This window comes from Trinickia symbiotica (assembly GCF_003028655.1).
GTDB classification, from domain to species: domain Bacteria; phylum Pseudomonadota; class Gammaproteobacteria; order Burkholderiales; family Burkholderiaceae; genus Trinickia; species Trinickia symbiotica_A.
On sequence record NZ_PYUC01000013.1, the window covers coordinates 44,995 to 63,344 of the forward strand.

General features: G+C 65.4%; 16 protein-coding genes. 13 read left to right on the forward strand and 3 right to left on the reverse strand.

The annotated features are described in order from the left end of the window. The first annotated feature begins 132 nt into the window (after positions 1–132). The 5 genes from C9I57_RS23640 to msrQ all read left to right on the forward strand — a co-directional run bounded on the left by C9I57_RS23640 (position 133) and on the right by msrQ (position 6,227). Positions 133–783, forward strand: a complete 651-nt coding sequence (locus C9I57_RS23640; protein WP_026229627.1) for a c-type cytochrome — start codon at positions 133–135, stop codon at positions 781–783. 91 nt (positions 784–874) lie between these two features. Beyond that, complete coding sequence (locus tag C9I57_RS23645) at positions 875–3,040, forward strand: cytochrome c biogenesis protein ResB (protein WP_107153035.1); 2,166 nt, start codon at positions 875–877, stop codon at positions 3,038–3,040. A 32-nt stretch (positions 3,041–3,072) separates the two neighbouring features. After that, entirely contained in the window at positions 3,073–4,266 is a 1,194-nt protein-coding gene (ccsB, locus tag C9I57_RS23650) for a c-type cytochrome biogenesis protein CcsB (protein ID WP_107153036.1), read from the forward strand. 155 nt (positions 4,267–4,421) lie between these two features. Next, the gene (msrP, locus tag C9I57_RS23655) at positions 4,422–5,432 is read left to right on the forward strand and encodes a protein-methionine-sulfoxide reductase catalytic subunit MsrP (RefSeq protein WP_219909906.1); all 1,011 of its coding nucleotides are present in this window, start codon (positions 4,422–4,424) and stop codon (positions 5,430–5,432) included. 39 nt (positions 5,433–5,471) lie between these two features. Further along, positions 5,472–6,227, forward strand: a complete 756-nt coding sequence (gene msrQ, locus C9I57_RS23660) for a protein-methionine-sulfoxide reductase heme-binding subunit MsrQ (protein ID WP_258187792.1) — start codon at positions 5,472–5,474, stop codon at positions 6,225–6,227. Here the strand turns inward: msrQ and lysA are convergent. Both lysA and lptM read right to left on the reverse strand, forming a co-directional pair. Beyond that, the gene (gene lysA / locus C9I57_RS23665; protein ID WP_107153037.1) at positions 6,213–7,475 is read right to left on the reverse strand and encodes a diaminopimelate decarboxylase; all 1,263 of its coding nucleotides are present in this window, start codon (positions 7,473–7,475) and stop codon (positions 6,213–6,215) included. The genes msrQ and lysA overlap by 15 nt on opposite strands. Positions 7,476–7,502: 27 nt before the next feature. After that, entirely contained in the window at positions 7,503–7,772 is a 270-nt protein-coding gene (gene lptM / locus C9I57_RS23670) for an LPS translocon maturation chaperone LptM (protein ID WP_107153038.1), read from the reverse strand. A 41-nt stretch (positions 7,773–7,813) separates the two neighbouring features. Between lptM and cyaY the strand changes: the two genes are divergently transcribed. Continuing rightward, entirely contained in the window at positions 7,814–8,131 is a 318-nt protein-coding gene (cyaY, locus tag C9I57_RS23675) for an iron donor protein CyaY (RefSeq protein ID WP_107153039.1), read from the forward strand. A gap of 12 nt (positions 8,132–8,143) precedes the next feature. On the opposite strand, the gene C9I57_RS23680 is transcribed toward cyaY, so the two are convergent. Continuing rightward, on the reverse strand, positions 8,144–10,594 hold the full coding sequence (locus tag C9I57_RS23680) for a penicillin-binding protein 1A (RefSeq protein WP_107153040.1): 2,451 nt from the start codon (positions 10,592–10,594) through the stop codon (positions 8,144–8,146). A gap of 246 nt (positions 10,595–10,840) precedes the next feature. On the opposite strand from C9I57_RS23680, the gene pilM reads away from it, so the two are divergent. The 7 genes from pilM (at position 10,841) to C9I57_RS23715 (ending at position 18,290) form a co-directional block, all read left to right on the forward strand. Continuing rightward, positions 10,841–11,884, forward strand: coding sequence for a pilus assembly protein PilM (pilM, locus tag C9I57_RS23685; protein ID WP_107153041.1), 1,044 nt, complete (start codon positions 10,841–10,843; stop codon positions 11,882–11,884). Beyond that, positions 11,881–12,531, forward strand: a complete 651-nt coding sequence (locus tag C9I57_RS23690; RefSeq protein ID WP_107153042.1) for a PilN domain-containing protein — start codon at positions 11,881–11,883, stop codon at positions 12,529–12,531. Before pilM ends, C9I57_RS23690 begins: the two co-directional genes overlap by 4 nt. Then, positions 12,528–13,481 (forward strand): hypothetical protein, encoded by a 954-nt coding sequence (locus C9I57_RS23695; RefSeq protein WP_107153043.1) that lies wholly within the window; start codon positions 12,528–12,530, stop codon positions 13,479–13,481. The genes C9I57_RS23690 and C9I57_RS23695 overlap by 4 nt, the downstream gene beginning before the upstream one ends. After that, complete coding sequence (locus tag C9I57_RS23700; protein WP_258187793.1) at positions 13,478–15,166, forward strand: type IV pilus secretin PilQ; 1,689 nt, start codon at positions 13,478–13,480, stop codon at positions 15,164–15,166. Before C9I57_RS23695 ends, C9I57_RS23700 begins: the two co-directional genes overlap by 4 nt. A 205-nt stretch (positions 15,167–15,371) precedes the next feature. Further along, a complete protein-coding gene (locus C9I57_RS23705; protein WP_107153174.1) occupies positions 15,372–15,878 on the forward strand; it encodes a shikimate kinase in 507 nt (168 codons plus the stop codon). A 25-nt stretch (positions 15,879–15,903) separates the two neighbouring features. Next, complete coding sequence (gene aroB, locus C9I57_RS23710; protein WP_107153044.1) at positions 15,904–16,980, forward strand: 3-dehydroquinate synthase; 1,077 nt, start codon at positions 15,904–15,906, stop codon at positions 16,978–16,980. Between the two features lie 161 nt (positions 16,981–17,141). Then, positions 17,142–18,290, forward strand: a complete 1,149-nt coding sequence (locus C9I57_RS23715) for a deoxyguanosinetriphosphate triphosphohydrolase (protein ID WP_440130246.1) — start codon at positions 17,142–17,144, stop codon at positions 18,288–18,290. Positions 18,291–18,350: the final 60 nt, after the last annotated feature.

The following is an 18,350-nucleotide window of genomic DNA, read 5'->3' on the forward strand; positions in this document are numbered from 1 at the left end:
TGTCGCCGACTGGCGTCTCGGGCGATAGCGCGGTATTGTACAATACGACGGTTTGCACCCGCCGGAAGCATGCGTGAACCCTGAGCATGCGTCGGCATTCCATTCCAAAAGACGAGACAAGACGGTGTGCGAATGAATCGACTCTGCAAGTCCTTGGTGGTCCTTGAACTGGTGGCGGCAAGTTGGTTGGTTTGGGCAGGAGACGTCAGTGCGGCTGAGGCGCCGAAGCCGGACATGAATCGGGGGCAAGCCATCGCGACGGGCGTTTGCGCAGCCTGCCACGGTGCCGACGGGAACAGCGCCACGGCAGCGTTTCCGAAGCTTGCGGGTCAGCACCAGGAGTATCTGATCAAGCAGTTGAAGGATTTCAAGACCAAGGCGGGAGAGAAGGTCGCCGCGCGCCAGAACCCGGTCATGGCCGGCATTGCCGCGTCGCTTTCCGATCAGGACATGGTCAACGTTGCGGCATACTTTGCGTCGCAAACGCCGAAGCCTGGCGTGGCGCGCGATGCGGCGACGGTCCCTCTTGGGCAGAAGATTTACCGCGGCGGTATCGCGGACAAGGGCGTGCCGGCTTGTGCGGCCTGTCACGGGCCGACGGGCCAGGGGATACCGATCGAGTATCCGCGCGTGTCGGGGCAGTGGGGCGACTATCTCGCTGCGCAGTTGACGGCCTTCCAGCAAGGCACGCGCAACAATAGCGCGCCGATGCACGACATCGCGCAGCGGTTGTCGGACCAGGAAGTGAAGGCGGTCGCCGATTACATGGCCGGCCTGCACTGAAGGCTCGAAGCGCGACAAGAACAAAAAGGGTGGGGCGCCGCGCGATCGGCCGGCGGCCCTACCCTTTTTTGCTGGCAGTTTTGGAGTGGTAATGAGCGTCACCACCTCGGGTTATGAGTTGAAGTCGGACCGGCGCGCGCTGAAAAGCGCCGTCGAGTTGTTGAGCTCCATGCGGTTTGCGATCGCGCTGCTCGTCGTGCTCGCGATCGCGAGCATCATCGGGACGGTGCTGACGCAGGACGATCCCTACCCGAACTACGTCAATCAATTCGGTCCGTTCTGGGCCGACATCTTCCGCGGGCTCAGCCTCTACACGGTCTATAGCGCCTGGTGGTTCATGCTGATCCTCGGCTTTTTGATCGTGTCGATCTCGCTTTGCGTGATCCGCAACGCGCCGAAGATGATCGCGGATGCGCGCAGCTGGAAGGACAAAGTGCGCGAAGGCAGCCTGCGCGCGTTTCACCACAAGGCTGAGTACGAGGCGCGCGGCACGCGTGCCGAAACCGCGACACGGCTCGCGTCGCTGCTCGGCAAGCTCGGCTATCGCTACATCGTTCGCGAGAGCGAGGGTGCGACGCTCGTCTCCGCGAAGCGCGGCGCCCTTGCGAAAATCGGCTACATCTTCGCGCATCTCGCGATCGTCGTGATCTGCCTCGGCGGGCTGCTCGACAGCAATCTGCCCATCCGATTCCAGATGTGGCTCTTCGGCAAGACGCCTGTCGCAAGCAATGCCCCGATCGCCGATATCTCGCCCGAGCATCGGCTCTCGTCGTCGAATCCCACATTCCGCGGCTATGCCTGGGTGCCCGAGGGGCAGCACGTGTCGACGGCGATCCTCAATCAACCGAGCGGCTCGCTGATCCAGGACCTGCCGTTCTCGATCGAACTCGAGAAGTTCATCGTCGACTACTACTCGACCGGCATGCCGAAGCTCTTCGCAAGCGACATCGTCGTGGTCGACCACAAGACCGGCAAGCGCATTCCGGCCCGCGTCGAAGTCAACAAGCCGTTCGAGTACGACGGCGTCTCGATTTATCAATCGAGCTTCCAGGACGGCGGCTCGCAACTGTCGATGACGGCATGGCCGATGACGAGCGCGAGTGCGAAGACGATGTCGATCGACGGCACCATCGGCTCGTCGGCGCCGCTGTCAGCGTCGATGCCCGGCGTTTCCGGGCAGACGGTCGAGTTCGCGGACTTCCGGGCCATCAACGTCGAGAACATCACCGATGCGAGCGGCAAGACCGACGCCCGCGGCGTAACGTCGCACCAGACGCTCGCGAAGTTCTTCGACGATCGACTCGGCTCGGGCGCGAAGACGGACAGGCCCGTCGAGCTGCGCAACATCGGCCCGTCGGTGCAGTACAAGGTGCGCGGCACGGATGGGCAGGCGCGCGAATTCAACAACTACATGCTGCCCGTCGAGATCGGCGGCGAGCGCGTGTTTCTTGCCGGGGTGCGGCTTGCGCCCGACGATCCGTTCCGCTATCTGCGCATCCCGGCCGACAGTAGCGGCACGGTCAAAGAATGGATGATGCTGCGCGCGGCGCTCGACAACCCCTCGCTGCGAGCGCAAGCCGCGCACCGCTTCGCCGAGCGCTCCGTGCCCGGGAACAATGCGGAGCTGCGCCAGCATCTCGAAGAGAGCGCGCTGCGCGTCCTGACGCTTTTCGCCGGATCGGACGAGCGAGTGCCGGCCGGCCCCAGCGCGGCGCAAGCCAACGCGGGCTTCCAGGCGATCGCGGCGTTCATCGATCACTCGGTGCCGAAGGCCGAGCAGGAAAAGGCGGCATCGTTGTTGCTGCGCATGCTCGAAGGGGCCACATGGGACCTCTGGCAGCTCGCGCGCGAGCAGGCCGGCGAGCCCGATGCGCAGGCCGACGCGGCGACGAGCCGTTTCGTGCAAAGCTCGATCAACGCGCTTTCGGACAGCTTTCTGTACGGATCTCCCGTCTATCTTCAGCTCGATTCGTTCAAGCAAGTGCAGGCATCGGTGTTTCAACTCACACGCGCGCCGGGCAAGAAAGTGGTATATCTTGGCAGCCTGCTGCTCGTGGCCGGCATCTTTTCGATGTTCTATGTGCGCGAGCGGCGTGTCTGGTTCTGGCTCAAGGATTCGGCCGCGGGCACTAGCGTCGTGATGGCGATGTCGTCGGCGCGCAAGACACTCGATTTCGAGAAGGAATTCGCGCGCACGCGCGATACGGTGGGCGCCACGCTCGGCGCGGCGCCTCGTGATGCAAGCTCGCCCGCTTGAACGCGCGGGCCACGATCTCACCCGGTAACAGCATGGATCTGACAAACGTCTCCCGCTCCGACCCCATGGCGGACGAACCTTCCGCGGCCGCGAGCCACGTCTTCGACGATCGTTCGTTCCTTCGGCGCCTGAGCGTCATCGACTGGCTTTTCGCTGTGGCGCTCGTCGGCGGCGCGGGCTTCGCGCTGTCGCGCTATCACGCGTTCATGAACTACTACGACGAGCTCGTGCTGATGGGCTCGACGCCGGCGCTCGTCGCCCTTGGGTGGCGCTGGAAATCCGCGCGGCCGCTGATGGCCGCCATCGCCGTGCTGTCGTTGCTGTCGATCGAGCTCTATGGCGGCGATCTGACACGGGCCGACAGCGCCTTCCTGCTCAAGTACTTTCTCTCGAGCCAGTCGGCGATTCTCTGGATGAGCGCGCTCTTCGTGCTCGCCACGCTGTTTTACTGGATCGGCATGCTCTCGCGCTCGCCCACGGGCGGCGCGATCGGCACCAGGCTGACCTGGTTCGCCGTGCTCATGGGCTTCACCGGCATGATGGTGCGTTGGTACGAGTCGTATCTGATCGGCGCCGACGTGGGCCATATCCCGATTTCGAACCTCTACGAAGTCTTCGTTCTTTTCTGCCTGATCACGTCGCTCTTCTATCTGTATTACGAACAGCACTACGCCACGCGCGCGCTCGGCGCGTTCGTCATGCTCGTGATCAGCGCGGCCGTCGGCTTCCTGATGTGGTACTCGATCGCACGCGATGCGCAGCAGATCCAGCCGCTCGTGCCGGCGCTGCAAAGCTGGTGGATGAAGATTCATGTGCCGGCGAACTTCATCGGCTACGGCAGCTTCGCGCTCTCGGCGATGGTGGGCGTCGCGTATCTCGTGAAGGAGCGCGGCGTGCTCGCCGACCGGTTGCCGGCGCTCGAAGTGCTCGACGATGTCATGTACAAGTCGATCGCCGTCGGCTTCGCGTTCTTCACCATTGCGACGATTCTCGGCGCGCTCTGGGCCGCCGAGGCTTGGGGCGGCTACTGGAGTTGGGACCCTAAGGAAACGTGGGCGCTCATCGTCTGGCTCAACTACGCCGCGTGGTTGCACATGCGGCTCATGAAGGGTTTGCGCGGGGCCGTCGCCGCCTGGTGGGCGCTCACCGGTCTGCTGGTGACGACATTCGCGTTCCTCGGTGTCAATATGTTCTTGTCCGGTCTCCATAGCTACGGGAAGCTGTAAGCCGTCTGACGGAATACCGGTTTCATCGCGAAACCGCCGGATGAGCCTTTCGGCTCCCGGCGGTTTTTTATTCGTCGGTGAATTGGCATGCATCCAAATGCCGAAACGATCGGTATATGAAAACGACAGCCCGACGTCTTCTATGAGGAACCATCATGGTGTTGATCAAACGAGAGCAGAGCCGGCAACTGACGGGCGAAGACCTCCGCCCGAGCGAGATCGCGCCGCGCGCTGTATTCGAGAATCGTCGCCGGTTGCTGCAGGCGGCCGGCGTGGCGGGCCTCGCAGCGGCGGGCGGCGCGCTCGGCCTCGCGAGCCCGGCCGCTCGCGCCGAATTTGCGTCGCCCGATCCGAAGGCCCAAAAGCTCGCCGCGGCGACGAACGCGAAGTTCGTCGTGCCCGATAAAGTGACGTCGTACAAAGACATCACCAACTACAACAACTTCTATGAGTTCGGCACCGACAAGGGCGATCCATCGCAAAACGCCGGGACGCTGCGCCCGCGTCCGTGGCGCGTGAGCGTCGAAGGCGAGGTCAAGAATGCGAAGGTCTACGACATCGACGAACTGCTGAAGCTCGCCCCGCTCGAGGAGCGCGTCTATCGGCTTCGATGTGTCGAGGGCTGGTCGATCGTCGTTCCGTGGATCGGTTACCCGCTAGCGGAACTCATCAAGCGCGTGCAGCCGACAGGCAACGCGAAATTCGTGCAGTTCATCACGCTCGCCGATCCGTCGCAGATGCCGGGCCTGGCAGATCCCATTCTGAATTGGCCATACTCGGAAGGGCTGCGCATGGACGAAGCCATGAATCCGCTGACGCTGCTGACGGTGGGGCTCTACGGGCAAGTGCTGCCGAATCAGGACGGCGCGCCGATTCGCATCGTCGTGCCGTGGAAGTACGGCTTCAAGAGTGCCAAGTCGCTCGTGAAGATTCGCTTCGTGGAGAAGCAACCGCCGACATCGTGGAACACCTATGCGCCGAACGAGTACGGCTTTTATTCGAACGTGAATCCGAACGTCGACCACCCGCGCTGGAGTCAGGCCACGGAGCGGCGCATCGGCGAGGACGGCTTCTTCACGCCGAAGCGCAAGACATTGATGTTCAATGGCTATGGCAATCTCGTCGCCTCGATGTATCAGGGCATGGACCTGCGCAAGTACTACTGACTCCGGGCAATGCCTGATCACTCGCGGCGAAACGCAATCATGACGACTGACACATCCACCGTGACCCGAGCGAGAGCGGCCGCGGCGCAAGGCGATGGGAGCCGCCTGACGGCGGTCAGTGCCGCCGCCAAAACGGGCCGCCCGGCACGCGCGGCCACTCCCGCTCGCAAAGGCGAAGGCTGGGTCGTGCCGGCCAAGATCGCCGTCTTCATGGCGGCCTGGTTTCCGCTTGTGCGTCTCGTCGTGTATGGATTGACGGACCGGCTCACCGCCGATCCGATCCGTTTCATCACATGGTCGACCGGAACCTGGACACTCGTCTTTCTCTGCATCACGCTCGCCGTGACACCGCTGCGCAAGCTGACCGGCATCAACGCGCTGTTACGATTCAGGCGCATGCTCGGTCTCTATGCGTTCTTCTACGGAACGCTGCACTTCGTCACCTACGTCTGGTTCGATCAGTGGTTCAACATCGCGTCGATCGTCAAAGACATCGGCAAGCGGCCATTCATTACCGTCGGCTTCGCTGCGTTCTTGTTGCTCGTCGTGCTGGCCGCGACCTCGCCGCGTGCCGCCGCGCGCAAGCTCGGGCGGCGCTGGCAGACGTTGCATCGCGCCATCTATCTGATCGGCGCGCTGGCAATTTTGCACTTCTGGTGGATGAAGGCCGGCAAACACGATTTGATCGAGCCGAAAATCTACGGCTCGATCATAGTTCTGCTGCTCGGATGGCGGCTCGTCGCTTGGATGAGGCCGCGGCTCTTGCGTGGCCGACCAGGGTCAGTCCGGCAATAGCGCTTCAGTCGCGAAGAGCGACTCGACCGTTTCGCGCGGCCGTGCGACGTAAGCCTTGTTTCCGTCGACGATGACTTCCGCGGCGCGCGGCCGCGTGTTGTAGTTGGAGCTCATGACGAAGCCATAGGCACCGGCCGAGCGGATGGCGAGCAAATCGCCGGGACGGACCGCAAGCGCGCGCTCGCGGCCAAGCCAGTCGCCGCTTTCGCAAACGGGGCCGACCACGTCGTACACGCTCGGTGCCTCGTTGCGCGGCACGACGGGATCGATCGCATGGAACGCCTGGTACATCGCGGGGCGGGCGAGATCGTTCATCGCCGCGTCGACGATCGCGAAGTTCTTTTCTTCCCCCGGCTTAAGGAATTCGACGCGCGTCAGCAGCATGCCCGCATTGCCCGTCACCGAGCGGCCCGGCTCGAAGAAAACCGAGCGGTGGCCGTGGCCGCGCGCGTCGATATGGTCAAGCAGCGTGCGCACGAACAAACCGGTGTCGGGCGGCGTTTCATCGTCGTAGGTGATGCCGAGACCGCCGCCGACATCAACGTGATGGATCTTCGTGCCGTCGGCTTCGATTTGCTCGACGAGCGCGAGCAGGCGATCGACGGCATCGAGATAGGGGGCGATCTCGGTGATTTGCGAGCCGATATGGCAATCGATGCCGACTACTTCGAGATGCGGCATCGCGGCAGCGCGCCGGTAGGCATCGCGCGCATCGTCGAACGCGACGCCGAACTTGTTCGCCTTCAAACCCGTCGAGATGTACGGGTGCGTTTTCGGATCGACGTTCGGATTCACGCGCAGCGACACGGGCGCCTTCTTGCCGAGCGCGCCCGCCACCGCATCGAGCCGATCGAGCTCCGCGATCGATTCGACGTTGAAGCATTTCACGCCGGCTTCAAGCGCCTGGCGCATTTCATCGGCGCTCTTGCCGACGCCCGAGAACACGACGTTCTCGGCCTTGCCGCCTGCCGCGAGTACGCGCGCGAGCTCGCCGCCCGACACGATGTCGAAGCCCGCGCCGAGTCGTGCAAAGACATTCAGCACCGCGAGATTGCTGTTCGCCTTCACGGCCACGTGCACCGATGCTCGACGGCCGGCGCAGGCGCGCGCGTAGGCTTCGTACGCGTCGGTCAACGCGGCGCGCGAATAGACGTAGAGCGGCGTGCCGAACTCGTCGGCAAGAGAAACGGCGCTGACCTGTTCGGCGTGCAAGACACCGTCGATGTAGGTGAAGGCGGAATGAGTCATGCGATGACGACCGTGTCGCGTGAGCGGTTACTGATCTTGCGAAGGGTTCGAGCGGCCGCGCGTGTCCGAAGCGGCGCTTGCCGGCGACGGCGCGTTCGCGGCGGCAGGATTCGCAGCCTGCGCATCGGACGTGGCGCCTTGGGGCGCCCCGGTTGCGGCGGCAGGCTTGGGCGGCAGCGGCGGGACCGTCGGCAGATAAAGCGGTCCGCGTTGCCCACAGCCGGCGAGCGTGACACCGCCCGCGATGGCAATGGTCAAAGCCGCTACAATCGCGCTCATCCTGCAGACGACTCGCATGACTGCTGGGTCCGTGAAGTATTCAAACCCCGGAGTTTAGCATGACCGACAGTGACTACCTGACGCGTGCGGAAGCCGTGCTGGCAGCCGTCGAGCGCTCGCTCGACTACTGTGACGCCGACATCGAGGCGGAACGCAACGGCAACGTCCTTACGCTTGAGTTCGCGAACGGCACGAAGATCATCGTCAATTTGCAGCCGCCGATGCAGGAGATCTGGATCGCCGCGAAGGCGGGCGGTTTTCACTTCAAATTCGCGGACGGCGAATGGCGAGACACGCGCAACGGGACCGAGTTCTTTGCGGCGCTATCGGATTATGCTTCCCAGCAAGCCGGTGAGGCGGTGACGTTCGAGCCGTGAAGCGCCCCGCGTTCAGCGACTTTCCGCTGGACTAGCGGCACCGCCGCCGTTATCGGTGGCCGGCAGGCCCACGGCCACGGGTTCGATACTTGCCGTGCCCGATGCGGCGCCTGGTTGTTGGACTCCGTGGTTTTCGCCGGCTTCGGTTTCGGTTGGCGAGGGCACGCCCACTGACGCGATGAAGCCATGCCCGGGCAAAAATGCGTCGAAATAGAGTTCGCCGCCCGCCGATACGACCTCGGCCGGCATCGGCATCGTGTACTCAGGTACACCCTTCAACGCATCGCGCATGTAGTCCATCCATATCGGCAAGGCCACGCCGCCGCCCGTCTCGCGATCGCCGAGACTGCGCGGGCTGTCGTAGCCGACCCATGCAATCGCCGCGAGCGTGTGCTGATACCCTGCGAACCAGGCATCGCGCGAGTCGTTCGTCGTGCCTGTCTTGCCCGCGAGATCCTTGCGCCCGAGCTCGTTCGACTTCGCGCCCGTGCCGTGCTGCGCCACGCTTTGCAGCAGACTGTTCATTACGTAGGCGTTGCGCGCATCGATGGCGCGCGGCGCATCGTTCTCCGCGACGATCGGCGTCGCGCGCGCGAGCACGACGCCGTGCTGATCGGTCACTTCGCCGATCAGATAGGGATTCACGCGATAGCCGCCGTTGGCGAAGACGGAGTAGGCCGCGGCCATCTGCAACGGCGTCACGAGGCCGGCGCCGAGCGCCATCGGCAAGTAGGCCGGATGGCGCTCGGCGTCGAAGCCGAAGCGCGTGACGTATTGCTGCGCGTAGTGCGTGCCGATATGGGCGAGGATGCGGATCGAGACGAGGTTGCGCGATTTTTGCAGCGCGGTTCGCATCGTCATGGGTCCGTCGAAGCCGCCACCGTAGTTCTTCGGCTCCCATGGCGCGCCGCCTGTTTGCGCCGCGCTGAAAAAGAGCGGCGCATCGTTGATGACGGTCGCGGGACCGAGGCCCTTGTCGAGCGAGGCCGAATAGATGAAGGGCTTGAAGCTCGAGCCGGGTTGGCGCCACGCCTGCGTCACATGGTTGAATTTGTTCTTGTTGAAATCGAAGCCGCCGATGAGCGAGCGGATCGCACCGTCTTGCGGCGCGATGGAGATGAACGCGCCCTCGACTTGCGGCAACTGGACGATTGCCCAGCCGCCGTCGTCCCGCTTGGCGACGCGCACGATGGCGCCCGGGCGGATGCGTGAAGCCGCCTGCGCACGCGCGCTCGGCGCCGCCGCCGAAAAACGCAGGCCGTCCCCTTCGATCGCGGCGGTGCTGCCGTCGGCCAGCACGGCCTCGACTCGCCGAGGGTCCGCGACCGTCACGACGGCCGCCGCGATCTCACCCGTGTCGGGCCGCGCGGACAGGGCATCGGCAATGGCGTCGGCGCGCGCGCCGGCTTCGGCGGGCAAGTCGATGAAAGCCTCCGGGCCGCGATACCCGCGGCGCGCGTCGTACGCGAGGAGACCTCGGCGCAGCGCACGATAGGCGCTCGCCTGGTCGGCCGAATCGATCGTCGTCGTGACGATGAGGCCGCGCGTGTAGGCTTCGTCGTGATATTGCTGATACATGGCCTGGCGCACGATCTCGGCGACATACTCGGCATGCACGCTGAATTGCTGCGCCGGCCCTTTGGCGAGCGCGAGCGGTTCTTTCGCCGCCGCTTCGTACTGGGCTTGCGCGATGTAGCCGAGCTCGAGCATCCGCTGCAGGATGTACTGCTGGCGCAGCTTCGCGCGCTCGGGATTGACGACGGGGTTGTAGGCCGATGGCGCCTTCGGCAACCCGGCCAGCATCGCCGCCTCGGCCAGCGTGATGTCCTTGAGACTCTTGCCGAAGTAGATGCGCGCGGCGGACGCGAACCCGTAGGCGCGTTGGCCCAGGTAGATCTGATTCATGTACACCTCGAGAATCTGATCCTTCGTGAGCTCGCTCTCGATCTTGTAGGCGAGCATCATTTCGTAGACCTTGCGCGTGTAGGTCTTTTCGCTCGAGAGAAAGAAATTGCGCGCGACTTGCATCGTGATCGTGCTCGCGCCCTGCGTCGCGTGGCCGTTCGTCAGCGCCGCCATGCCGGCGCGCACGACGCCGGCGGGATCGACGCCGCCGTGATCGTAAAAGCGCGCGTCTTCGATCGCGAGAACGGCCTGCTTCAGGTAGGGCGGCACGTCCGCGATATGGACGACGTCGCGCCGCTCGTCGCCGAACTCCCCGATCAGCACATGATCGGCCGTATAAATCCGCAACGGGATCTTCGGCCGGTAATCCGTCAGCGCGTCGATGGAGGGCAGTCGCGGACTCGCCACGATCAACGCATAGGCGACCACGAGCCCGACCGCGAGCGCGCCCGCGGCCGCGAGGCCCGCGAGTCCGGCGAGAAGCTTCGCCAGCAGACGGCGCCCGCGCGGGGCGGGCGCTGACGGTGCGGTGGGCGGCGGCGACACGGGCGGCTGCATATGAAAGGTGATGTAAGGAAGGCCGCGATTATAGCGGGCGAACGGTGACCGTTTCGACACCGCTGGCCGAGCGGACAAGCGTGAAGTCCCAACGGTCGGCGTGCCGGGCGCTCGATCGTCGTGCCCCTCGCACGGGCGGCCGCGTTGGCCATTTGGTCGAATGTCGCGACGGCCGCGCGCTCTGCAGAATTTCTCCGACGCGAACGACGCCACGGCCAAGCCGGCCGGGCCTAGCAAGGAGAACTCATGCTGGTTGCAAACGAACTGTTGTGCTCGCCCCTTCCCCAGCCATTCAGCCGCCGCTTCGCCGCGGGCATCGACGTGAGCGCGTCCGAGGTCAGGCTCGTCGTGCTGAGCCGTCGCACGCGACGCGAGGCGTCGGTCCGGGTGGAATGGCTGGGCGCGGTCCCGCTCGAGCGCGCCGCCATGTCCGGTGTCGAAATCGTGGACAGCGCCGCTGTTTCGCGCGCGATCGCGGCGCTTTTCGCCGAGTGGCCACGGCGCCGCGCCACCGGCCTGCTGTCGTGTTCGATGGCGCTTCCCGGCAGCGCCACGCTGATCGACTCAATCCCGATGAACCTCTCGCCGCCTGATGCGATCGGCGGGGTGTCCATGGACACCCTTGCGGAACTCGAACCCGCCGTGTACGCCCACGCTGAACGGGTGGCCGGCATCGAACGCCAGGCGCTGGCGGTGGACTGGTTCGTCGACGAAAGCAATCGCGGCTGCGGCCCGGGCGGTGCCTCGTCGCAGGGCGATGGCGCGGCGCGAGTGACGATTGCCGCGGCGGCTCGGCGGCACCTCGAAGCACGTGTCGAGGCCGCCGCGGCCGCGGGAATCGCCTTGAGCGCGATCGATGGCGAGCCGCCCGCTGCATTGCGTGCGCTCTGCTACGCGGCCCATTACGAAATGCGGGAAAGCGAACGCTACGCCGCGGTCTGGGTGGGCGGCGACGGCGTCTACGGTTGGCGTATCGCCGACGACGCAGTCGAAGCCTATATGCGGTATCCGGCGCCCCAGCACCCGGATTTACCGGCCGCGCTGCGCGCGCTGACCGACGGCGAAGAGCTCGGATGCCTGATGACCGGAGGCGACTTGGAGGTGCTGGCTGAATGCGGGATGACGCTCGCCGACGTGGGCGATCTCCTCGGGTGCACGGTGTTCCCCTTCGAGTGTGCGTCGTTTCTCGATGCAAACGCGCACCATCGGTTGGGCGACGCCTATCGCTGGGCGCAGGCGCCGACGTTCGCCGTCGCGTTCGGCCTCGCCCTGCGCGGGGTGTACGAATGATCGCAAGGCTATTGCCCGGCCGGGGCGGGCAGCCTATCGGCATTTGTATCGGCGGCTTCAATTTGCTGCCTTACCGGCACAACGTCACGCGCGGCCGGCGTCGCCGACTCATCGCTCAGGCGGCCACGGCTGTGCTGTTCGGCGCGCTTGCCGCGCTCGCATGGACCGGGTGGGGCGATGCATTCGGGGCGTCGGGTTCGATGCGGCGGCGAGCGGAGCTGCAAGCGCTGCTCGCCGACTTCGCGGCGCCGCTTGGCGAGTACCGACAACTCGAGCGTGCGGACGCGGAGGCCCGCGAGCGTAGGGCGATTGGCGCTCAACTGGCGAAGCCGCGCGCCTGGTTGGTCGGTATCGCCGAGACGCTGAGCCGCGCGCCGAATCCCGGCGTCGTGCTGCGTCGTTTGACGCTGACCGGCAAGGGGCTCGCCCTCGACGCGACTGCCGTCGATGTTCCCGCCGCCACCTCATGGATCGAGCGATTAGGGCGGGCGGATGGCGTTCGAGCGGCTGAAATAACGCATTGGCGATCGGCCGCCGGCGCCGGCAGCCCTTCCGCCGTGGACATCGCGGCACGGCTGCAGTGGGAGGGTGAGGGGCCTGCCGACGCTCCGTCCAGCACCAGGGACTCGAGGCGAGGGCGCCGATGATCGCGGTTGCGAAGAAAGACGGCGGCGGATTCTTCCGCGGGATGGCACGCGCAGCTCACAGACCGGGGCCCCGCGGACAGCGATTCCGTCGATGGCTCGCAAGCTTTGCGTCGCCTCCCGAACGTTGGAGCGGGAAGCATCGGCTTCTCGCATACGTCGCGCTTGCCGCCACTGCGTTCGCACTCGGCGCGCACGGTTGGCGCGCGGTCGGTGTCGGTGCGACGGCTGGCAGCGGAGCCGCGTTGGCGGATCTCGAGCGACGCGTCGAAGAGGCACGCGCCGCACTCGAGCGGTTGCCGGCAATGAAAAAGGCGGCGATCGAGAGCGATGCTTCTCGCGATACGGCGTCTCGCTCGCCGACAGCAATGTGGCAGGCCATTTCGTCCCTCGCGCAGCGAAGCGGCATGACGCTGGGCGCCCTCGAACCGGGCGCGGTCGGCTCAGACGGCATTCGGGCGGCGCGGGCCGTGCGGGTCGCGGCACATGGTGACTTTGCCTCGCTTCTTGCATTCATGCGGGCGTTGCCGGACCTCCCGGCACTCGCCGTGCCGGTTGCACTGCAGCTCGAGCCCGCGCAACACGGACTCGCGATCGACGCGACACTGCAGGTGTACGACGCACTGCCAGGCGACTCGCTTGCCGATGAGGCGGCGATTGCCGAGGCCGTCAAGGCCGATAGCGGTCCGGGTCCGTTCGCCGATCCGTTCGCGGCCGCGCCGGGCGCTCGTGAGGGAGCGGGCGCGACCGAGATCCGTCTGGTCGGGCTCATGCACGAGCAAGCGCGGGCGCATGGGCTCGCGTTGCTCGCGACCGCCGATAGCGTGGCCATCTACTGGCCTGGCCAGACGATAGGTACGGAGCAGGTCGTCAGTATCGACGCGCGCGGTGTGACGCTCGCAAGCGGGGAGCAACGGCGCGTGATGAAGCTCGAGAGGGAATCGATCTCATGAAGAACCGGCGAATTTTGGTCTGTCTGTCCGCCGCTTCGTCCATGGCCGTCGCTTTCGCGCACGCGGCATTGCCGCCACTGCCGCCACTGCCGCCGGCGATGACGGACGCCGTGTCATACCAGGACGCTTACGACGACGGCGAAGATAGCGACGACGATGACCTCGATCGCGTCAGTGACCACAATAGCGATGGTGCCGGTGCCGGTGCCGGTGCCGGTGCAGCCCACATCGGCGCGCGACCGGACGCTGATGTCGGCGAAGCGCGCGCTTCGGTTCCCGCTCGCGAATTTCCGTCCACTGGCGTTGCCGAAACCGCCGCGGCGCCGGATGAAAAGCCCGGCCAGGCGTTGCCCGGTCCGCGGCAGGCGCTCGAGGGGCCGCCCGTGCCGCTCGCACCGGCCGAGCGCGTCAGCGACTCGCATAAAGGCCGGATCGGCGAGCGGGACGGTTACGCGGACGACGACAAACCGATCACGCTTCATTTCCGCCATGCGGAGCTCGCGGACGTCCTCGAAGCGTTTGCGCGCTTCACCGGCCTCAACATCGTGGCCAGCGAGAAAGTGCGCGGCTCGGTATCGCTTCACCTCGATAACGTGCCGTGGCGTACCGCGTTCGACACGCTGCTCGATGTGAATGGGCTCGCGATGGCGCGACGCGGAAATGTGATCTGGGTGGCGCCGCTCGCCGAGCTCGCGGCGCGTCAGCGTCAGCGCTTCGAGTCGCACGCCCGGGCGGCCGATCTCGAGCCGCTCTCGAGCAGAACGTTCGCGCTGCGCTATCCGCGCGCCGAGGATGTTCAGCGCCTGCTGACGGCACCTGGCGCGCAACGTGTCCTCTCCAAGCGCGGGGGGGCGATGGCCGACGCACGCACGAACCTGTTGTTCGTGACGGACCTGGATGCGCGTCTCGCCCAAGTGGCCGACCTGATCGCCGAGCTCGACAAGCCGACGCGGCAGGTGCTCATCGAAGCGCGCATCGTCGAGGGTGTGCGCGGGTTTTCGCGCGATCTGGGTGCCCGGCTGTCGCTATACTCGACCGGTGCGAAAGCGGATGGCGGCGGCGCGCGAGCGCAGGCGCTCGGCCTCGCCGGCGGCAAAGACGGCGTCGTCCATGACCTTTCGGCCCGCGCGCTCGGCGGTTTCGATGCGGCCGCGGTGGGCCTCGCGCTTTTCGCCGCGCGAGCCACGCGCCTCGTCACGACCGAGCTTTCGGCGCTCGAAGCGCAGGGACGGGGCCAGATCGTGTCGAGCCCGCGCGTCGTGACGGCTGATCGGGCCAAGGCCATGGTCGAGCAAGGCACCGAGATCCCTTATCAGGCCCGGGTGCGCAACGGCGTCGGCGTGCAATTTCGCCGGGCGACGCTCAAACTCGACGTGGAGCCGCGGATCACGCCGAACGGGCGCGTCATTCTGGACCTCGAAATCGCGAAGGACAGCGTGGGACAAGAGACGGCCGCCGGACCCGCCATCGACACCAAACGCGTGCACACGCGCGTCGAGGTGGAGGACGGCGGCACCGTGTCGATCGGAGGGATTTATGAGACCGAGGACCGCGACGATGTGACGGGCGTGCCAGTGTTGGGCAAAATACCGATTCTGGGCGCACTTTTCCGCCATCGGGCGCAGCGTGAGCAAGCGAAAGAGCTTGCTGTTTTCATCACACCGCGCGTGGTCGAACTCGATTGAGACCGGCCGGCCATGCGGAATACGGTGGCGACAGTGGCGAGCGCGCCGGGGCGGCCCGCGCGGGCCGGCTGAGCCCGGCCGGATGGCGCACTCGACAAGCTTGCGGCTTTGCCAGTAAGCTGCGCCACGAACTTTGTCCGAATCAATCAGAGGAATACCGTTGCAAGAGCGGGGCGCTGACACCAATATTTTCTTCGTGGGACTCATGGGGGCCGGCAAGACCACCGTGGGACGCGCCGTGGCTCGCCGGCTCGATCGGCCGTTCTTCGATTCGGACCATGAAATCGAGGCGCGCACGGGCGCGCGCATCCCTGTCATCTTCGAGCTGGAGGGAGAGGCGGGCTTTCGCGAGCGCGAAGCGCAGATGATCGCCGAGCTGACGGCGCGCCAGTCCATCGTGCTCGCCACGGGCGGCGGAGCGATCCTGCGTCCGAATAACAGGGAGTTGCTGCACACGCGCGGCCTGGTCGTCTATCTTCGGGCGAATCCGCACGATCTTTGGCTGCGTACGCGCAAGGACAAGAACCGGCCGTTGCTGCAGACCGAAGATCCGAAGGCGAAGCTCGAGGCGCTTTACGAACTGCGCGACCCGCTTTATCGCGAATGCGCCCATTTCGTCGTCGAAACGGGGCGACCGTCGGTGAACGGGCTCGTCAACATGGTCCTGATGCAACTCGAAATGGCCGGCATCAACCGGCAGGTCAACTCTTGACGAGGCTTAGCGGAGCAATTCCTTGATGATTACGGTCAGTGTCGATTTAGGCGAACGCAGCTATCCCATTCACATCGGGGCCGATCTCATCGGCCGCACCGATCTCTTCGCGCCGCACATCGCGGGCGCCACCGTGACGATCGTGACGAACACGACCGTCGAGCCGCTTTACGGAGACCGGTTGCGAGCGGCGCTCGCGCCGCTCGGCAAAACAGTATCGACGGTCGTGCTGCCCGACGGCGAGGCTTACAAGAACTGGGAAACGCTCAACCGCATTTTCGATGCGCTGCTCGAGCGGCATGCGGATCGCAAGACGACGCTGATCGCGCTCGGCGGAGGCGTGATCGGCGACATGACGGGCTTCGCGGCGGCCAGCTACATGCGCGGCGTACCGTTCATCCAGGTGCCGACGACGCTGCTCTCGCAGGTCGATTCGTCGGTGGGCGGCAAGACGGGCATCAATCATCCGCTCGGCAAGAACATGATCGGCGCCTTCTACCAGCCGCTCGCCGTCGTGGCCGATACGGCCGCCTTGCGAACGCTGCCCGAGCGCGAACTGGCGGCAGGCATCGCCGAAGTCATCAAGACGGCCGCGATTGCCGATGCGGCGTTCTTCGAGTGGATCGAGGCGAACGTCGAGGCGCTCAATCGTTGCGATCCCGACGCGCTCGCGCATGCGATCAAGCGCTGCTGCGAGATCAAGGCGTCGGTTGTCGCCGCCGACGAGCGCGAGGGCGGGTTGCGCGCCATTCTCAATTTCGGGCACACGTTCGGTCATGCGATCGAAGCGGGTCTCGGCTACGGCGAATGGCTGCATGGCGAAGCCGTCGGCTGCGGCATGGCGATGGCGGCCGATCTATCGGTGCGGCTCGGTCATTTGGATGATGCTTCGCGCAAGCGCCTCGTCAGCCTCGTTTCGGCCGCCTGCCTGCCGGTGCGTGCGCCGGCGCTCGGCCAAGAGCGCTATATCGAATTGATGAAGGGCGACAAGAAGGCCGAGGCGGGCACGATCAAGTTCATCCTTCTGAAGCGACTCGGTGAGCCGCTGATCACGAGCGCGCCCGAGGCGGCGCTGCGCGCGACGCTCGCGGCGAGCGGCTGACCCGCTCGCGGGGCGGTCGGATGCGATGGGCAAGCGCCGAGCACACCGAACTGGCGTGACGTTGGAATAGGAGGCGGAGGAAGGTGAAGCAGATGCCGACGCATGAAGAATCGACCGGCGCGTCGCGAACCGAAGCGCGCGAGGAGCCGTCGCCTGGCGTATTGGGCGCACCGACGGTCGCGATGCTCGAAGCGCACCTCGCTCCGTACGCCGCTCATTCGTCGCGCTCGCGCGGCCGGCGCTACCCGGAGCCCCCGCCCGTCGCGCGCACGGAATTCCAGCGCGATCGCGACCGTATCGTTCATTCAACGGCCTTCAGGCGCCTCGAATACAAAACACAGGTTTTCGTCAATCACGAGGGCGATCTATTCCGCACGCGGCTCACGCATAGCCTCGAAGTGGCGCAAATCGCGCGTTCGGTCGCGCGCAACCTGCGCGTGAACGAAGATCTCGTCGAAGCGATTTCGCTCGCGCACGACCTCGGCCACACGCCGTTCGGCCATGCCGGGCAAGATGCGTTGAACGACTGCATGCGCGCGTATGGCGGCTTCGAGCATAACCTGCAGAGCCTCGCCGTCGTCGACGAACTGGAAGAGCATTACGGCGCATTCGACGGGCTCAATCTCTGCTTCGAGACGCGCGAGGGCATTCTCAAGCATTGCTCGCGAGAGAACGCGACGAAGCTCGGCGAGCTCGGCGAGCGATTCCTGAAAGGTAGGCGCCCTTCGCTCGAAGCGCAGATCGCCAACATCGCCGATGAAATCGCCTACAACAATCACGATGTCGACGACGGACTTCGTTCAGGACTGCTGACGATCGAGCAGCTCGCGGAAGTGGAGCTTTGGCAAACGCACTACGAAGACGCCCGGCGCGCGCATCCGCGGCTTGATGGACGTCGGCTCGTGCATGAAACGGTGCGCCGCATCATCAACACGCTGATCGTCGACCTCATCGAGGCGACGCGTCGCAATCTGCTCGAGCACGCGCCCGATTCGCTCGACGCCGTGCGCGCGGCGCCCCCGCTCGTCGCGCATAGCGAGCCGATCGCCGCGCAGGCGGCCGAGCTCAAGCGCTTTCTCTTCAAGAATCTTTACCGCCATTACCGCGTCATGCGGATGGCCAACAAGGCGCGGCGCGTCATTACGGGGCTTTTCGACGCGTTCACCGACGATCCGCGGCTTTTGCCGCCCGATTACATCGCGGGCGATCCGACCGATCAACCGCGGCGCATTGCCCATTACATCGCCGGCATGACGGATCGATATGCGCTCAAGGAATACCAACGTCTTTTTGTCATAAACGACCAATAGACTGCCCGGTCTGCCGAAGGACGGCGAGGCCCGGTCCACTGACCGCAAGCCTCGCGAGAC